Annotated in this window: 12 protein-coding genes and 1 riboswitch; of the genes, 6 read left to right on the top strand and 6 right to left on the bottom strand. The window is 68.5% G+C overall.

Annotated elements, in window-relative coordinates:
• Positions 1-38 precede the first annotated feature (38 nt).
• Positions 39-4,922, top strand: coding sequence for an NAD-glutamate dehydrogenase (locus BN1313_RS02200; protein WP_091735969.1), 4,884 nt, complete (start codon positions 39-41; stop codon positions 4,920-4,922).
• Positions 4,923-4,926: 4 nt separating this feature from the next.
• Here BN1313_RS02200 and purH read toward each other — a convergent pair whose 3' ends face one another.
• The 4 genes from purH to BN1313_RS02180 all read right to left on the bottom strand — a co-directional run bounded on the left by purH (position 4,927) and on the right by BN1313_RS02180 (position 10,376).
• A complete protein-coding gene (gene purH, locus BN1313_RS02195; protein ID WP_091735966.1) occupies positions 4,927-6,522 on the bottom strand; it encodes a bifunctional phosphoribosylaminoimidazolecarboxamide formyltransferase/IMP cyclohydrolase in 1,596 nt (531 codons plus the stop codon).
• A 22-nt stretch (positions 6,523-6,544) separates the two neighbouring features.
• Positions 6,545-6,629, bottom strand: a riboswitch (ZMP/ZTP riboswitch).
• A 29-nt stretch (positions 6,630-6,658) separates the two neighbouring features.
• Complete coding sequence (locus tag BN1313_RS02190) at positions 6,659-8,371, bottom strand: heparinase II/III family protein (RefSeq protein WP_091735962.1); 1,713 nt, start codon at positions 8,369-8,371, stop codon at positions 6,659-6,661.
• A gap of 9 nt (positions 8,372-8,380) precedes the next feature.
• A complete protein-coding gene (rpe, locus tag BN1313_RS02185; protein ID WP_091735959.1) occupies positions 8,381-9,043 on the bottom strand; it encodes a ribulose-phosphate 3-epimerase in 663 nt (220 codons plus the stop codon).
• A 49-nt stretch (positions 9,044-9,092) separates the two neighbouring features.
• A complete protein-coding gene (locus tag BN1313_RS02180; protein ID WP_091735957.1) occupies positions 9,093-10,376 on the bottom strand; it encodes an RsmB/NOP family class I SAM-dependent RNA methyltransferase in 1,284 nt (427 codons plus the stop codon).
• Between the two features lie 82 nt (positions 10,377-10,458).
• Here BN1313_RS02180 and BN1313_RS02175 point away from each other — a divergent pair, with 82 nt between their 5' ends.
• Both BN1313_RS02175 and BN1313_RS02170 read left to right on the top strand, forming a co-directional pair.
• Positions 10,459-10,659 (top strand): DUF1674 domain-containing protein, encoded by a 201-nt coding sequence (locus BN1313_RS02175; protein ID WP_091735953.1) that lies wholly within the window; start codon positions 10,459-10,461, stop codon positions 10,657-10,659.
• Positions 10,660-10,779: 120 nt separating this feature from the next.
• The gene (locus BN1313_RS02170; protein WP_091735950.1) at positions 10,780-11,832 is read left to right on the top strand and encodes an NAD(P)-dependent alcohol dehydrogenase; all 1,053 of its coding nucleotides are present in this window, start codon (positions 10,780-10,782) and stop codon (positions 11,830-11,832) included.
• Between the two features lie 44 nt (positions 11,833-11,876).
• Here BN1313_RS02170 and pyrF read toward each other — a convergent pair whose 3' ends face one another.
• Positions 11,877-12,587 (bottom strand): orotidine-5'-phosphate decarboxylase, encoded by a 711-nt coding sequence (gene pyrF / locus BN1313_RS02165; protein WP_176695868.1) that lies wholly within the window; start codon positions 12,585-12,587, stop codon positions 11,877-11,879.
• A gap of 41 nt (positions 12,588-12,628) precedes the next feature.
• On the opposite strand from pyrF, the gene BN1313_RS02160 reads away from it, so the two are divergent.
• Positions 12,629-13,321: a MarC family protein gene (locus BN1313_RS02160; RefSeq protein ID WP_091735947.1), complete on the top strand. Its 693-nt coding sequence runs from the start codon at positions 12,629-12,631 to the stop codon at positions 13,319-13,321.
• 8 nt (positions 13,322-13,329) lie between these two features.
• Here the strand turns inward: BN1313_RS02160 and BN1313_RS02155 are convergent, their stop codons facing one another.
• Positions 13,330-14,130 (bottom strand): SDR family NAD(P)-dependent oxidoreductase, encoded by an 801-nt coding sequence (locus BN1313_RS02155; RefSeq protein WP_091735944.1) that lies wholly within the window; start codon positions 14,128-14,130, stop codon positions 13,330-13,332.
• 163 nt (positions 14,131-14,293) lie between these two features.
• On the opposite strand from BN1313_RS02155, the gene BN1313_RS02150 reads away from it, so the two are divergent.
• Together BN1313_RS02150 and BN1313_RS02145 are read left to right on the top strand one after the other, a co-directional pair.
• The gene (locus BN1313_RS02150) at positions 14,294-16,192 is read left to right on the top strand and encodes a potassium transporter Kup (RefSeq protein ID WP_245620061.1); all 1,899 of its coding nucleotides are present in this window, start codon (positions 14,294-14,296) and stop codon (positions 16,190-16,192) included.
• Positions 16,193-16,195: 3 nt separating this feature from the next.
• On the top strand, positions 16,196-16,558 hold the full coding sequence (locus BN1313_RS02145; RefSeq protein WP_091735939.1) for a hypothetical protein: 363 nt from the start codon (positions 16,196-16,198) through the stop codon (positions 16,556-16,558).
• Positions 16,559-16,618: the final 60 nt, after the last annotated feature.

The following is a 16,618-nucleotide window of genomic DNA, read 5'->3' as shown; positions in this document are numbered from 1 at the left end:
ACCAACGACGCCCTCGCATCCGGCGCGGGAGACCGTCCATGACGAAATCCTCCCGCGCCGGAACCGAGCGCCTTCAGGCCGAGCTCGCCAAACAGATTCTTGCAGCCACTAAGGACGCCTCCGAGGCGGCCAAGAGCTTCGCCAAACAAGCCAGCGCCGATTCCCGCGCCGACGAACTGCCCGAGCTGACGACCGAGGAGATCGCGGCGAACCTCGCCGACTTCTGGGCCTTCGGGGCTCGCCGGCGCGGTCGCAGCCCGCACGTGCGCGTGGAGCCGGTGATCGGCGATCAGTCGGCCGGCCTCGACCGGCTGGAGATCGTGCAGGACGACTGCCCCTTCCTGGTGGACAGCGTCATGGGCGAGATCGCCGACCAGGGTCTGTCGGTCCGCGCCATGGTCCACCCCATTGTCGACATCGCGCGCGACAGCGCCGGCGTCCGCGGCGAAGGCCAGCCACGCCGCGAATCCATGATCCACGTGATCCTGGATCCCGTCGGCGTCGACCGCGAGGCCGCCCTGCAGGCCGGTGTGATGCAGACTCTGGGTGAGGTGCGCGCCGCCGTCGACGACTTCCAGGAAATGCTGGCCCTGCTAGGCCGCACGCTCGCGGAGTTGAAAACCACCGCGCCCGTCGGCAAGGTCAGCGACGAAGAGATCGCCTTCCTGTCCTGGCTGCAGGCTGAGCAGTTCGTCTTCCTGGGCGCCCGGACCTATGAGTATCCGATCGGCAAGGATGGCGACTACATCGCCGAGGAACCGCTCTATAAGGCCACCGACGGGCTGGGCGTGTTGCGTGACACTGATCGCCAGGTGCTGCGTCGCGCCAATGAGCCGGCCATCCTGACCGGCGAAGTCCAGGCGCGCCTGCGGACAGATCCGGCGGTGATGGTCGCCAAGTCGAACCTTCGCAGCCGCGTCCATCGGCGCGGCTACATGGATTACGTCGGGGTGAAGCGCTACGGCGCCGACGGCCGCGCCACCGGCGAGGTCCGCTTCGTGGGCCTGTTCACCGCGGCGGCTTATGACCAGCCCGCCGCAGCTGTCCCCCTGATCCGCGCCAAGGTCGCCCGCGTGCTGGAACGCGCCGCCGCCGCGCCGGGCAGTCATAACGAAAAGCGCCTGAAGAACATCGTCGAGAACCAGCCGCGCGACGAGCTTTTCCAGATGACGGAAGATGAGCTCCTGGCCCAGTCGCTGGGGGTGCTGCACCTCTACGATCGCCCAAAGGTGAAACTGTTCGAACGCCGCGACCCGTTGGATAGGTTCGCCTCGGTGCTGCTGTTTCTGCCGCGCGACCAGTTCGATTCAGATGTGGCCGACCGCGCTGGCGCCATTCTTGCAGACGCCTACAGGGGGCGCATTTCGGCGCTCTACCCGACCTTTTCCGACGCGCCGCTGGCGCGGGTTCACTACATCATCGGCTTCACGCCGGGCGCCGGGGTCAAGCCCGATCTGAAAGTGTTGGAAGGCGTGATCGCCGAAGCCGCGCGGTCGTGGGAGGATCATTTCGACGCCGCGGTGCGTGCAAGCGGCCGCGAGCCTGAGGCTGTGGTCGACACCCTGGAGAAGTGGCGCGGCGCCTTCCCGGCTGGTTACCGCGACCGGTTCACGGTGCAGCAGGCGCTCTCCGACATCGCCGTCATCGAAGGCATCGAACGCGGCGAGGGCGTCGAGGTCCGCGCCTATCGCACGGAGGCCGATTCCACCTTCCAGTTCCGGTTCAAGCTCTACAGCCCGGGCCAGCCGGCCGCGCTGTCGGACGTGCTGCCCATCCTCGACAACATGAGCCTGAAGGCGCTTGCCGAGGCCGGCTTCCCCGTCACGCCGAAGGGTGGCGAGACGACCTGGGTCCACGATTTCGAGATGGAGGACCCGCGCGGCGACCGACTGGTCTTCGCCGAGATCAAGCCGGTGTTCCAGGACGCCGTGGCCGCCGTCTGGCGTGGCGAGGCCGAGAATGACGGCTTCAACCGCCTGGTGATGGAGCTGTCGCTGACCTGGCGCGAGGCGTCCCTCGTTCGGGCGCTGGCGCGCTATCGCTCGCAGAGCGGGCTTGATCCGACCCAGCGGGTGCAGGAGCAGGCTCTGGCCGCCCATGGCGACGTCACGTCCCTGATCTTGAGGCTGTTCCACACCCGGTTCGACCCGGCGCTGGGCCTGTCCCTGGACGAGCGACAGGCCCAGGGCGAGGCGCTGATGGCGGACATCATCGAGGCCCTGCAGGCCGTCGCCAGCCTGGACGACGACCGGGTGCTGCGCCGCATGGCCCTGCTGGTTGCGTCCTCTCAGCGGACCAACTTCTATCAGGTCGGCGAGGACGGAAGCCCAAAGCCATACATCAGCTTCAAGGTCGCGAGCGGCGAGCTCGCCGACCTGCCTGCGCCCAAGCCGTTCCGCGAGATCTTCGTCTGCGCGATCAATGTCGAGGGCGTGCACCTGCGCTTCGGCCCCGTGGCGCGCGGCGGCCTGCGGTGGTCCGACCGGCGCGATGATTTCCGCACGGAAGTCCTCGGCCTGGTGAAGGCTCAGCAGGTCAAAAACGCCGTCATCGTGCCTGTCGGCTCCAAGGGCGGCTTCTATGCGAAGCAGGCGCCGAAATCCGGCGGGCCCGAAGCAATCCGCGCCGCTGGCGTCCGCGCCTACCAGACCTTCCTGAAGGGCCTGCTCGACATCACCGACAACCTCGACGCCGAGGGCAGGGTGGTGCGGCCGCAAAACGTCATCGCCCATGACGGCGACGATCCCTATCTGGTGGTCGCCGCCGACAAGGGCACCGCGACCTTCTCCGACATCGCCAACGGCGTGGCCGAGGACTACGGCTTCTGGCTGGGCGACGCCTTCGCCTCCGGCGGCTCGGCCGGCTACGACCACAAGGCCATGGGCATAACCGCCCGCGGGGCCTGGGAGGCGGTGAAGCGCCACTTCCGCGAGCTGGGCAAGGACATCCAGACCGAGCCCTTCACCGTCATCGGCGTCGGCGACATGTCTGGCGACGTGTTCGGCAACGGCATGCTGTTGTCCAGGCAGACGAAGCTGACCGCGGCCTTCGACCATCGCCACATCTTCCTCGACCCTGACCCCGATCCGAAAGCTTCCTTCGCCGAGCGCCAGCGCATGTTCGCCCTGCCGCGCTCATCGTGGGATGACTACGACCGCAAGGTGATCTCCAAAGGCGGCGGCGTGTTCGCCCGCTCTCTGAAGTCCGTGCCGCTGTCGGCGGAGGCGCGGGCGCTTCTGGGCGTGTCCGCTGAAACCCTGTCGCCGGCCGAGCTGATGACGGCGATCCTCAAGTCGCCGGCCGAGCTGCTCTACCTCGGCGGCATCGGCACCTATGTGAAGGCGAGCCGCGAGGCCAACGCCGATGTCGGCGACAAGGCCAATGACGCCATCCGCATCGATGCGTCCGATCTCCGCGTGAAGGTCGTTGGCGAGGGCGCGAACCTGGGCGTGACGCAGGCCGCGCGGATCGAGTACGCGACGCTCGGCGGGCGTATCGAAACCGACGCCATCGACAACTCGGCGGGCGTGGACACCTCCGACCACGAGGTGAACATCAAGATTCTGACCGGCATGCTGGAGCGCAGCGGAGAGCTGACCCGCAAGAGGCGCGACACGGTCCTGGCCTCGATGACCGACGAGATCGCCAGCCACGTGCTTGCGCACAACTACAGCCAGACGCTCGCCCTCTCGCTGATGGAGATGGATGCAGCAGGCGAGCTGGAGCCTCATGCCGAGTTCATGGCCGCCCTGGAAGCCGAAGGGCGGCTGGACCGCAAAGTCGAAGGCCTGCCGTCGTCGGCGCAGATTCTCGAGCGCAAACAGGCCGGCCGTGGCCTCACCCGGCCCGAGCTGTCCGTCCTGCTGGCCTATGGCAAGCTGGAGCTGAAGCGCGAGATGGCGGGCAATCCGGCGCCGGACGATCCCTGGTTCGAGGCGGCGCTGATCGATTACTTCCCCAAGGCCATGCACAAGTGGCGCGAGCCGATGCTGCGCCACCGGCTGCGGCGCGACATCATCGCCACGGTCCTGGCCAACGACATTATCGACCGTTGCGGGCCGAGCTTCCCAGCTCGTCTGATGGCGGCGGCGGCCTGTGACCTCACCGGCTTCGTCGCAGCCTATGAAGCGGCCAAGGCCTTGATTGGCCTGGAGACTTTGTGGGCCAGGGTCGCAAGTCTCGACGGCAAGGCGCCGGCTGCGGCGCAGATGGCCCTGTTCCGGCGGATTGGCGCGGCCCTGCGCGGCGCGACCTTCTGGCTGGCCCGGCGGGCGGGTCGCGAGAGCCTGTCGGTGGGCCAGCTGAACGCGCGTTATGGCGATGGCTTCAAAGCCGTTCAGCGGTTGCTGCCCGACGCCCTGTCGCCGGCCGACCACGCCGCCGTGGCCGCCCGACGCGACGAACTGACCGCCCTGGGCGCGCCGGAGGACCTGGCGATGGCCGCGGCGATCCTGCAGCCTTTGACCCTGGCGGCGGACCTGGTTGACCTGGCGGAGGCCTCGAGTTGGCCCACGGCGAATGTCGCCAGGCTCTACCATGCAGCCGGCGCAGCGTTCGGCTTCGACAAGCTGCGGGAAGCGGCCGGAAGCTTCGCCGCCGGAGACGCCTTCGAGCGGGTGGCGCTGCGCCGCCTGATCGAGGACATGCTGGCCGAGCAGGCCCAGGTCACCCAGATGGTCATGGCGTTCTGCGCCGCCTCACAGGCGGGGGCCCAGGCCGGCGAGCGGGCCAAGACCGCCGCCGACGCGGTCTCGTCCTGGGCCGCGCTGCAGGGCGAACGGGCCCGCGGGCCCGCCAAGGCGCTGGAGGACATCGCCGCCGGCGGCGGCGACTGGACCTTCGCCAAGCTGACCATCGCCAACGCCGCGATGCGCGAACTGGCGACGCCGCCTCCGCCGACGACGGCGAAGCGGCGGCGGTGAAGTCTTAGTGCCTGAACACCCGCACGCCGGTGAAGACCATGGCGAGCCCGCGTGCGTTGGCGGCGTCGATCACCGCCTTGTCGCCCATCGAGCCGCCGGGCTGGATCACCGCCGTGCAGCCGGCGTCGGCCGCCTGGATCAAGCCGTCCGGGAACGGGAAGAAAGCCTCGGACGCGCAGGCTGAGCCCGTGAGGTCCAGGCCGAAGTCAGCAGCGCGCAAGGCGGCGATGCGGGCCGAATCCTTGCGGTTCATCTGGCCCGCGCCGATGCCCAGCGTCTGGCCGGCCTTGCCGTAGACGACGGCGTTAGACTTCACATGCTTGGCCACCGTGAAGGCGAACAGCATGTCGGCGATCTCTTCCTCGGTCGGTGCGCGCTCCGTCACCACCTTGAGGTCGGCCGCGGTCAGGCGCGCGTCGTCGCGACTCTGCATCAGGAAGCCGCCAGCCACCGACTTGTAGGTGAACCCGGGCGATAACGGATCGGGCAGGCCGCCGGTCTCCAGCAGCCGCACGTTCTTCTTCTTGGCGAAGAGGGCGGCGGCCTCCGGATCGATCGAGGGGGCGATCACGACCTCGGTCAGGAGCTTGAGGATCTCGACGGCGGTCGCCGCGTCGAGCTTCTGATTCAGGGCGACAATGCCGCCGAAGGCGCTGGTCGGGTCGCAGGCCAGCGCCCGGTCATAGGCGTCCTTCATGGTCGCACCGACGGCCACGCCGCAAGGATTGGCGTGCTTGATGATGGCGCAGGCGGGACCGTTCGCCGGGTCAAACTCGGCGATCAGTTCGAAAGCCGCGTCGGTGTCGTTGATGTTGTTGTAGCTGAGCTCCTTGCCCTGCAGCTGGCGAGCCGTCGCCACGCCGGGCCGTGCTTCGCTGGTGCGATAGAAGGCCGCCTTCTGATGCGGGTTTTCGCCATAGCGCATGGTTTGCACCAGCTCCCCCGCGATGCTGCGCCGAGCGGGCGCTTCAACGCCGAGCTCGCTTGCGAACCAGCCGGAGATCGCCGCGTCATAGGCCGCAGTGCGCGCATAGGCCCGCGCCGCCAAGGACTTGCGCAGGGCCAGCGGCGTCGCGCCGCCATTGGCCGCCATGGCCTCCAGCACCTCAGCCACGTCGGAGGGCTCGGTGCAGACGGCGACATAACCATGGTTCTTGGCCGCCGAGCGGATCATCGCCGGACCGCCGATGTCGATGTTCTCGACGGCGGTGGCGTAGTCGGCGCCGCCGGCCACGGTCTTCTCGAAGGGGTAGAGATTCACATAGACGAGATCTATGCCGCCGATGCCGTGGTCGGCCATGGCCTTGGCGTGCTCCGGCGCGTCGCGCACGCCCAGCAGGCCGCCGTGGACGATGGGGTGCAGGGTCTTCACCCGGCCGTCCATCATCTCGGGGAAACTGGTCAGCTCGGAAATGTCCTTCACCGGCAGGCCGGCCGCGGCGATGGCCGCGCGCGTTCCCCCGGTCGAGACCAGCTCGACGCCGTGGTCAACGAGGACCTTGGCGGCCTCCACCAGCCCCGTCTTGTCGGAAACCGAGATCAGGGCGCGGCGGATGGGGTTGAGGTCGGGGGCGGCGGGAAAATCGGGCGCGGCGGGCATGGCGGCTCTCCAGGGGGGGGTGAGGTCATGCCCAGGCGAGCGGCGGCTATGGACCCTCACGCTCCCCGATGGTCGCCCATCTTGTTTCGCCAGTCACGCGAGGTCGACGCGGAATTAAGGCGGCGCCGCCTCAGCGTCAACGTTGCGGTTCCGCCGGCGAAAGCTTCCAGCGCACGCGCGCGCCCTGTTCGACGCGAACCTGCCCGCGCAGGACAATCTGCTGGCTGCGGCGAACCTCCCCTGCGCCGAGGAATCGAAGCGACGGCTCCAGATGGACGTCCTGGGCGTCGGTGCGCAGGAGCCAGGCCTGTTCCTGCCCCTCGGCCTTGATCAGCACGCTCTTGCCGTCACGGGCGGCGAGCGCGCTTACCCCCGGGTGCAGATGGAAGCGGATCGCATAGGGGATGAAGTGGCCCGCAACGCGGCGACGCCCGCCCAAGGCGGTGAACCGGTCCTCGGCGCGCAGCTCCTCAGCGGCCGGGTCGAGGTAGAGGCGGCGCTCGCAACGCAGCGCCAGCCGCTGGGCCCAGCCGTCGTGGGTCATGTCGAGCCACACGGCGCCGTCCGCCTCTCGGCGCTCGGCGCGCACATCGTAGCGCGCATCGTCCAGGCGCGGGCCCAGCGCCGCCGCGGCGAACCCGCTGAGCGGTCCGCCGCATCCTTCGTCGCCCAGCGCCAGGGTGGAGGCGGCCTCGACCATGCGCAGGGCCTGGGGTCCGCGCCCGCCGGGCGACCAACCCTGGCCGCCGATCAGCGGCCGACCCCCAGCCAAAATCTCCAGCGCCAGGGGCTGAGCGCAGGCCGTAACGCTCCAGGCGCCGGCGGCGGCGGGCGCAGCGTCGGCGAAGATCTCAAGGCCCTTGAGCCCGCCCATCCGATGAAAGCCGCCGAGGCCGTTCGGCGCGGGCCGATCAGCCCACTCGTCCTCCGCCCGCGCAGCCGCGACCACCGCGGCGGTCATGGCCTCGCCGCCCTGCATCGCCGGCAACCGGCCGTCGCTGAGGGTGAAGAACCGCACAGCGCCCAGCAACCGGTCGATCGCCTGCATCATGGCCGGCGGCGCGGCTTGGCCCCGCTCCGTCAGCGACTCGTCGAGGGTCAGGAGGTCGAACAGGAGATCGAGCCCAGCCTGCGGACTACGGCTGGCGTGACCGCCATCGGCCAACACCGTCTGCGGCAAGGCCCGCGCCAGACGCGCCAGCGCCCGGGCTTTCAGCCCCTCAACGCGCTTGCCCGACAGGGCCGAAGCCGCGACAGCGGCGGCGGCGCAGCGTTCGGCGGCGCGCGGCCGCCCGTCATCGAGCGTCAACAGCCGCCGCGCCTGGGCCAGCAAGCTCCGAGCGAGGGCCGCGGTTTCAGCTTCCGAGGCGCCGGCGCAGACGATCCGCAGGCTGCAGGCGAGGTTGAAGACCCGACGCTCCAACACGTCCGGCGTCCAGGCGAATCCGCCAGGACGGCCGAAGCCGCGGCGCCAATCCAGCAGGAGGCGCAAGGCCTCGACAGCGCCCGGCCTGCCGGCGGACAGGAGGTCGCGGAGCCAGTCCATCCGGTGCAGCGCGACCGCGAAGGCGTAGCTGGGGCTGGGCCGGTCCCACGGGTCGCCGCGCGAGCCAGTCTCGAACGGCAGCCCCGCCAGGCGGAAATCTCCCTTCAGGAGGCGCTGCCCGGCCTTTACGTCTGCGGGACGCAGGTCGCGCGGCGAGCCGCTGAGGCCTGTGTCAGACGGCGCAGGAAGCCAGTTGTCCGGGCTCAGGCCCGCCCATTCCGCGGCCAGCCGCCGTCGCGCGGCGACGGCGACCGCCAGCGGCAGGTGGCGGCCAGGCAGTCTTGGAAGGACGACCGGCGCCATGGCGCTTCGTCAGTCGCCGCGCAGGGCGGCGATGTTGGCGGCGTAGGCCTCTGGCCCGCCCCGGAAAACGGCGGTCCCGGCGACCAGGGCGGTAGCGCCGGCGGCGCGGCACAGCGGCGCGGTCTCCGGCGTAACCCCACCGTCGACCTCAAGCTCGATCTGGCGGCCCGAGGCGTCGATCATCGCCCGCAGCCTCTCGATCTTGCGTAGCTGGGAGGTCATGAACTTCTGACCGCCGAAGCCTGGATTGATCGACATCACCAGGATTAGATCCACCTCATCCATCATCCACTCGATCACAGACGGATCGGTGGACGGGTTGAACACCACCCCAGCCTTGGCGCCGAGCTCGCGAATGCGCTTGAGGGTCCGGTTGAGGTGCGGACCAGCCTCCGGATGGACGCTGATCAGGTCGGCGCCGGCGGCACGGAACGCCTCGAGGTAGGGATCGGCGGGCGCGATCATCAGATGGACGTCGAAGGGGATGGTCGCGTGCGGCCGCAGCGCCTTCACCACGTCCGGGCCGATCGTGATGTTGGGCACGAAGTGGCCGTCCATGACGTCGACATGCACCCAGTCAGCGCCCGCCGCCGCAATGGCGCGGACTTCCTGACCGAGGCTGGCGAAGTCAGCGGACAGAATGGAGGGGGCGATGATCGTGCGTTCGGCCATGACCCCGCTTAACAGCGCAGCGCCTCAGCCGCAAACCAGCCCGACTGACCTAGGGCTTGCGGAAACGCGCGATGAAGAAGCCGTCGGTCCCCCCGGCGAGATGGTGCGGCAAGATGCGGGCGGTTCCATCCGGCCGCAGGCTGGCCTCCGGCGTTCCACCTTCACCGGGCGCGATCGGATCAAGCGTCAGCTCGGCGTTGCGCGCCAGGAGGGCCGCCACCTGGCCTTCGCCTTCTTCCGGCTCGAGCGAGCAGACGCAATAGACCAGCCGGCCGCCGGGGCGGACTCGCTTGGCTGCGGCGTCGAGCAGGCGGGATTGCACGGCGGCGAGGCTGGCGATGTCGGAGGGCTTGGCCGCCCACAGGACATCGGGGTGGCGGCGGAACGTTCCCGTGGCGCTGCAGGGCGCATCCAGCAGGATGGCGTCAAAGTCGCGCGGATCCTTCCAGACCGCGGCGTCGATTTCGACAATCTCGGCGGTGAGCCCTGTGCGGGCGAGATTTTCGCTGACCCGGCGCAGGCGTGGCCCTGAACGATCGACAGCAACCACCTCCCCGCCAGCGGCGGCCAGCTGCAGGGTCTTGCCGCCCGGCGCGGCGCACAGATCGAGGACGGCCTCGCCTGGCTGGATCGCCAGCAGGCGTGCGGGGATGGCGGCGGAGAAATCCTGCACCCACCAGGCGCCGGCCTCGAAGCCCGGCCACGTGGCCACATCGCCGCGACGCTCGGTCCGCAGCGAGCCGCCGGGCAGAACCTCAGCCGGCAATTCGGCCGGCAGGGTCTCGTTGGGGACGGCCTTCAGCGACAGGTCGGTGGCCGGCTCTTGCGCGATGACCGCGGCGATGTTGCGCGCTTCCTCAGGACCGAAGGCGGACCGCCAACGGGCGTAGAGCCAGGGCGGGGCCAGGCGTTCGGGGTCAGCGACCTCGGCCGGCTCGCGGACCAGGCCGCGCAGGACGGCGTTGACCAGACCTTTGAAGCTTTGGCTCCACGGATGGGCGCCCGCGAGATCGACCGAGGCCGCCACCGCGGCGTGCGGCGGAGTCTTCAGGACGAGCAACTGAGCCGCGCCCAACCTGAGGATCTGCACCACCCGATCCGGGGGCGCACGCTTGACCCGCTCCTGCAGCAGTTGATCGATAGGTCCAAGATGACGCAGCGTCGCCATGACGGCGGCGCGCGCGAAGGCGCGGTCGCGCGGGCTCAGCGCCGTCAACGACGCGTGCCCCAGGCCCTCGTCGACGCCGCCCCGGCCGGAGAGGGCCGCAGTCAGCAGGTTCAGCGCCGCGGCGCGGGCCGGCACGCCGGCGATATCGTTCTGTTCTTCGCTCACCAGAGCCCGGTGCCCGTTCACACGGGCCAGCGCAAGCGCCGAAGGCCTGGCGCAGCCCGGCGCGCGAGCTTAAAATCAGCATATGGACGTCGCCGATCTCCCCAACGCCGCGCCTGGAAAGGTGCTTTCGCCCGCCGCGTGTCGCGCCCTGGAGGAGGCCGCCGCCCGTCATGCCGCCGAGGCCGAGGCCATCGAGAAGGCGCGCGAGCAGGGCGGGCCGGCGGGCCTGGAGCCCACCCGATTCGGCGATTGGGAGCGCAAGGGTCTGGCCGTCGACTTCTAAGGTTTACGCCGTCTCGACGAGGGGCCTTCCCGTCGGTTCAACCTGAGCTATTATTATATCCTTTCGGGGCCCAACCTCCCCTGGGCGCCCTTCCGCACATTTGAAATCTGGAGCCCCACCATGGCGATTAGAGCCTATGGCGCGCTTGCCGCCGACAAGCCCCTTCAAGCCATCGACATAGAGCGTCGCGCCGTGGGCGCCGACGACGTGCAAATCGCCATCGCCTATTGCGGCGTCTGTCACTCTGACCTGCACACCGCCCGCTCAGAGTGGGCCGGCACCCTCTACCCGTGCGTGCCTGGCCACGAAATCGTCGGCCATGTGACAGCGGTCGGTCCTGCGGTGACCAAGTTCAAGGTCGGCGACACGGTCGGCGTCGGCTGCATGGTCGGCAGCTGCCTGACCTGCGAGGCCTGCGAGGAGGGCCTGGAACAATATTGCGAGTGCGGCCTGATCGGGACCTACAACGGCGAGACCGCCGACGCGCCAGGCCATACGCTCGGCGGCTATTCCGAACAGATCGTCGTCAAGGATCGCTTCGTCCTGAAGATCACCCATGACGAGAGCCAGCTGGCCGCGGTCGCGCCGCTGCTGTGCGCAGGCATCACCACCTATTCGCCGCTGCGCCACTGGAAGGTCGGGCCGGGCAAGAAGGTCGGCGTCGTCGGCATCGGCGGACTCGGCCACATGGGGGTCAAAATCGCCCACGCCATGGGCGCCAAGGTCGTGGCCTTTACGACTTCGGAATCCAAGCGCCAGGCCGCGCTGGACCTGGGCGCCGACGAGGTCGTCGTCTCGCGCAACGCCGATGAGATGGCCAAGCACGCCGACAGTTTCGACTTCATCCTGAACACGGTGGCCGCCAGCCACGACCTCGACCCGTTCATGGACTTGATCAAGCGCGACGGCGCCATGTGCCTGGTCGGGGTGCCGGAACATAAGCACCCGGCGCTCAATGTGGCCCCGATGATCTTCTCGCGAAAGACACTCGCCGGCTCGCTGATCGGCGGCATCCCCGAGACGCAGGAGATGCTCGACTTCTGCGCCGAGCACGGGATCGTCTCCGATATCGAGACCATCAAGGCCGACGACATCAACGAGGCCTACGAACGCATGCTGAAGAGCGACGTGAAGTACCGCTTCGTCATCGATGCGGCGACGTTGGCGGCGTGATCTCACCAGAGACGTCGTTACCGGGACAAGCTCGGTAATGACGATCAGGAGGCCGGAACCGCCGCCATCTCGGCGACGATGGCCAGCGCCGCGGCCTTGGGGTCGGCGGCGGCGCTGATCGGGCGGCCGCAGACCAGGTGGCTCGCGCCGGCGCGCAGGGCGTCGGCGGGCGTCGCGGCCCTGGCCTGGTCGTTCAGGTCGGCGCCCGCAGGACGGACGCCCGGGGTCACCACCAGGAAATCCGGTCCGCCGATCTCGCGGGCGAGGCTCGCCTCGTGCGGCGAGGCGACGACGCCATCCATGCCGGCCTCGAGCGCCTGGCGCACTCGACGCTCGACCAACTGGCGGGCCGTGAAGCCGTAGCCCAGAGCCTTCAAGTCGTCTTCCGAGAGGCTGGTCAGCACCGTCACGCCCAGCAGCTTCAAGGCCGAAGCTCCACGACCTTTGACCGCGGCGGCCATCACCTGCGGCTCGGCATGGACTGTCAGCAGGTCGCAGCCCGAACCGGCGAGGGCGGTGGTGGCCCGCTCCACCGTTGCTCCGATGTCATGCAGCTTCCAGTCGAGGAAGACCTGCTTGTCCAGGGCCTTCAGCTCGCGGGCGAGCGCCATGCCGTCGGTGGCGAAGAGTTCGAGACCGATCTTGTAGAAGCTGACCGCCTCGGCCAGGGTCTCGGTCAGTCGGCGTGCGTCGGCGGCGGTCGGCGCGTCGAGAGGCACGATGAGACGCCCGTCCGCCATCTGGGGATCGGCCATTCGCAGGCTCCTGGATTCAATTTTTCAGCTAAGGTTCTCGGATGAACCAGGCCGACTTCGCGGTCAACTTCTTCATCGCGCTCTTCGCGCTGATCGATCCGATCGGCAACGTGCCCGTGTTCGCGGCGGCCACCGCCGGCGCGCGCCCGAAGGAACGCGCCCTGCTGGCGCTGTATGTCTCGCTGTTCGTCACCGGTTTTCTCATCTTCTTCTACTTCACCGGCCTTAGCCTGCTGGAGTTCTTCGGCATCTCCCTGCCGGCCTTCCGCATCGCCGGCGGGGTGATCCTGTTCATGCTGGGCCTGACCATGGCCCGCGACGACTTCACCGCCGAGTTCGCCGACAAGGCCGACGCCGCGGAGACCACTGAGAGCACTCGGGCCTATGTGCGCCGCCGACTGGAGCGGATGATCGTGCCCTTCGCCATGCCGCTGCTGATCGGGCCGGGCGCGATCTCGACCGTGGTCATCTACGCCAGTCAGGCCCGCGCCTTCGGGCTGTCGGGGGCGGCCACGGGCGTCGGCGTCATCGCAGGCGTCGCGGCCACAACCCTGCTCTCATTTCTGGCGACGCCGATCCTGTCGCGGATCCTCGGCAAGATCGGCCTGACGATCATCGTCCGAGTCCTGGGGCTGATCCTTTGCGCCATGGCTGTGCAATTCATCCTGGCGGGCCTCGCGGATTCTACGCTCGGCTTCATCGACCCTAAGGCGGCCAGCCCCTACGGGCGCTGAACTCGAGCCTAGGCTTTGCGAAACTTGCCGCCGTGCTGAGCGGTGAGCGCCAAGGCCCAATCGTCTGGCAGGGCATGGGCGAGGGCGGCGATCGCCTTGTTCGGCGCGCCGGGCACGCAGATCGGTCGATTGGCCTCCATCGCCTCATAACCTGCGGCGGCCACCTCGTCGGCGCCCATCCACATCCACGGCGGCACGGCCTCGTTCACCCGCTCGCGCTGGCCGTTGACGTCATGGAATTCCGAGAACGTGAAGCCCGGGCAGAGCGCCGTCACATGAACGCCCTTGCCGACGGTCTCCAGGTGCAGGCCCTGGCTGAAGCGGACGAGGAAAGCCTTGCTGGGCCCATAGAGCGTGTGGCCCGCGGCGCCCGGGATCAGCCCGGCCAGCGACGCGACGTTGACGATTCGGCCGAACCTGCGCGCCAGCATGCCCGGCAGGACGCGATGGGCGAGCTCAGCCGGCGCCTGCAACATGACCCGCAGAAAGGTCTCGTGCGCCGTCCAGTCGGTGGCCGCATACGTGCCCGGCGTCGAATAGCCGGCATTGTTGACCAACACATCGACATCCCGGCCATGGGCGGCCAGATGGTCGAGAATCTGCGCCGGCGCCTGGGGCTCGGCGAGGTCGGCGACGATGGTCAGGGTCTCAGCCGCAAAACGCAGGTTGAGTTCATCAGCCAGCTTTTCCAGCCGGTCGCCGCGCCGCGCGGTGAGCGCCAAATCATAACCGTGACTGGCCAGGATGCGGGCCATAGCGGCGCCGATGCCGGCCGAAGCGCCGGTGACGAGCGCCAATCTGCGATCCATGAGAAGTCTCCCGCCAGGCTGCGGAACCTAGCCGCGGTCCGGCCGCATTCAAATCACGAAACCGCCCCGCCATTGTGCGCTGCGGGGATTGGGTGTATCGCGCCGGCCGCGAGACGGCATGGCGCCGCCAGAATGGGTCCCGGCTTGGGGCCCGGAGAACTCGATGGCTGATCCAGCCAACGCCGCAGTCGCCCATCCGCACCAAGAGAAATTCCACGCCCTTATGCTAGGGGCGATCGGAGTGGTGTTCGGCGATATCGGGACCAGCCCGCTCTACGCCATGCGCGAGGCGCTTCACCACGCGAGGGGCGGCGGCGCCTCCGAAGCCGCAGTTCTGGGGGTCGTCTCCCTGGTGATCTGGGCGCTTATCCTGATCGTTACGATCAAGTACGTCGTCTTCCTGATGCGCGCCGACAACAAGGGAGAGGGCGGGACGCTGGCGCTGATGGCCTTGGCCCAGCGGTTTGTCGCTCACCGCTCGGCGTGGGTCCTGTTCCTCGGAATGCTCGGCGCGGCGCTGTTCTACGGCGACGGCATCATCACGCCGGCGGTCTCCGTCCTCTCGGCGGTTGAGGGGCTGAAAGACGCGCCCGTCGTCGGCGACCGCCTGACGCCCTATGTCCTGCCGATCTCGGCGACGATCCTCATCGGCCTGTTCATGGTCCAGTCGCGCGGCACCGCCAAGGTGGCCAGCGCCTTCGGCCCAATCACAGCGATCTGGTTCCTGACGCTCGCGGGACTGGGCCTCGTCCACATCAGCGACGACCTGTCGATCTTTCGCGCGCTCGCGCCGCACTACGGCGTGCTGTTCCTGATCGATAACGGCTTCCTGGGCTTCATCATCCTGGGCAGCGTCTTCCTAGCGGTAACCGGGGCCGAGGCGCTCTACGCCGACATGGGCCACTTCGGTCGCGCCCCGATCCGGGCGGCCTGGCTCGGTCTGTGCCTGCCGGCGCTGATCCTGAACTATCTGGGCCAAGGCGCTCTCGTGCTCGCCCACCCAGAGGCCGTCGACAATCCCTTCTTCCGGATGATTCCGGAAATCGCCTACTGGCCGGTCATGCTGCTGGCGACCGCGGCCACCGTCATCGCCAGCCAGGCCGTGATCACCGGCGCCTTCTCGATGACCCAGCAGGCGGTGCAGCTCGGTCTCTTCCCGCGCATCGACATCCGCCGCACCAGCGAAACCCAGGCCGGCCAGATCTTCGTGCCGCAGGTGAACACCTTCCTGATGATCGGCGTGTTGATCCTGCTGTTCACCTTCCGCAATTCGTCGAACCTGGCGGCCGCCTACGGCATCGCCGTCACCGGCTCGATGTTCATCGACACCCTGCTATTCTACGTGATCCTCAAGCACATGTGGAAACGGCCGACCTGGCAGGCGGCCGGCCTCGCCGGGTTCTTCGGCCTGCTGGACGTTGTGTTTATCTCGTCCAACCTCCTGAAGATCCCGCAAGGCGCCTGGCTGCCCCTGGTGCTGGGCGCGATCCTCGTCCTGATCATGTGGACCTGGACCAAGGGCGCGCAGATTCTTTCCGAGAAGACGCGCCGCGACAGCGTGCCCCTGGTGGAACTGACCGAGATCCTGCGAGCCCGCGCGCCCTATCGCGCGCCCGGCACCGCGGTGTTCCTGACCTCGGACCCGGCGATCGCCCCGGTCGCCCTGATGCACAACCTCAAGCACAACAAGGTGCTGCACGAGAAGAACATCGTCCTGACCGTCGTCACCGCCGAAACGCCGCGCGTTCGCGAAGACGACCGGATTCGGATGGAGCCGATCGACGACGACTTCAAGAAGGTGGTGATCTCCTACGGCTTCATGGAGAGCCCCAACGTTCCGCGCGCGCTGGGCCAGATCCGCAAGCAGGGCGTAAAGTTCGACATCATGGCGACGAGCTTCTTCCTCGGCCGCCGCTCGCTGGTGCCTTCGGCGCAATCGGGCATGCCGCTCTGGCAGGACAAGCTGTTCATCTTCCTGATGAAGAACTCGGCCAACCCGACAGACTTCTACAAGATCCCGCCGGGCCGGGTGGTGGAGCTCGGCACCCAGGTTACGATCTGAGCCATGACGCTCCTGGCCTATATTGGCGACGCCTTCTGGATCATCGCGCTTGCCTGGATGGCCGGCGCGGCCCGCGACGCCAGCCGCAAGCTCGAGGCGGATGTGAAGTTCCCCTTGCTCTATCGCAAGGGCCAGCCGGTCCAGCGGACGAGCAAGGGATGGGCGCTGTCGGCCTACCCGATGATGGCGCTGGGGTTCTCGCTGATCCTGATGGTGGAGTCGCGGCGACCCGACCTTTCCGTGAACGGCGCCTGGCTGCTGTTCGGCGCCCGCATGGCCGCGGCGCCATTGGCGCTTCGCCTGCACCGGGTCTGGCTGAATGGGGCCATGGACATGCTGAAGGCCGAGGGCGCGGTTAAGTCTTGAAGGCGGGGCCTGTCCGGCCTTAAAGGCGGCGTCCCCTTCGCCATCCAACCGGACGCCTGA

Source organism: Phenylobacterium immobile (ATCC 35973) (assembly GCF_001375595.1).
GTDB classification, from domain to species: domain Bacteria; phylum Pseudomonadota; class Alphaproteobacteria; order Caulobacterales; family Caulobacteraceae; genus Phenylobacterium; species Phenylobacterium immobile.
Note: the sequence above shows the minus strand (reverse complement) of the source record. Positions and strands in the feature narration are given on the sequence as shown.

What these genes read in the sequence shown, in the direction of transcription:
- BN1313_RS02200 (WP_091735969.1), top strand. Translation starts at nt 39, where the DNA reads ATGACGAAATCCTCCCGCGCCGGAACCGAGCGCCTTCAGGCCGAGCTC.
- purH (WP_091735966.1), bottom strand. Translation starts at nt 6,522, where the DNA reads ATGCCCGCCGCGCCCGATTTTCCCGCCGCCCCCGACCTCAACCCCATC.
- BN1313_RS02190 (WP_091735962.1), bottom strand. Translation starts at nt 8,371, where the DNA reads ATGGCGCCGGTCGTCCTTCCAAGACTGCCTGGCCGCCACCTGCCGCTG.
- rpe (WP_091735959.1), bottom strand. Translation starts at nt 9,043, where the DNA reads ATGGCCGAACGCACGATCATCGCCCCCTCCATTCTGTCCGCTGACTTC.
- BN1313_RS02175 (WP_091735953.1), top strand. Translation starts at nt 10,459, where the DNA reads ATGGACGTCGCCGATCTCCCCAACGCCGCGCCTGGAAAGGTGCTTTCG.
- BN1313_RS02170 (WP_091735950.1), top strand. Translation starts at nt 10,780, where the DNA reads ATGGCGATTAGAGCCTATGGCGCGCTTGCCGCCGACAAGCCCCTTCAA.
- pyrF (WP_176695868.1), bottom strand. Translation starts at nt 12,587, where the DNA reads ATGGCCGATCCCCAGATGGCGGACGGGCGTCTCATCGTGCCTCTCGAC.
- BN1313_RS02160 (WP_091735947.1), top strand. Translation starts at nt 12,629, where the DNA reads ATGAACCAGGCCGACTTCGCGGTCAACTTCTTCATCGCGCTCTTCGCG.
- BN1313_RS02155 (WP_091735944.1), bottom strand. Translation starts at nt 14,130, where the DNA reads ATGGATCGCAGATTGGCGCTCGTCACCGGCGCTTCGGCCGGCATCGGC.
- BN1313_RS02150 (WP_245620061.1), top strand. Translation starts at nt 14,294, where the DNA reads ATGGCTGATCCAGCCAACGCCGCAGTCGCCCATCCGCACCAAGAGAAA.
- BN1313_RS02145 (WP_091735939.1), top strand. Translation starts at nt 16,196, where the DNA reads ATGACGCTCCTGGCCTATATTGGCGACGCCTTCTGGATCATCGCGCTT.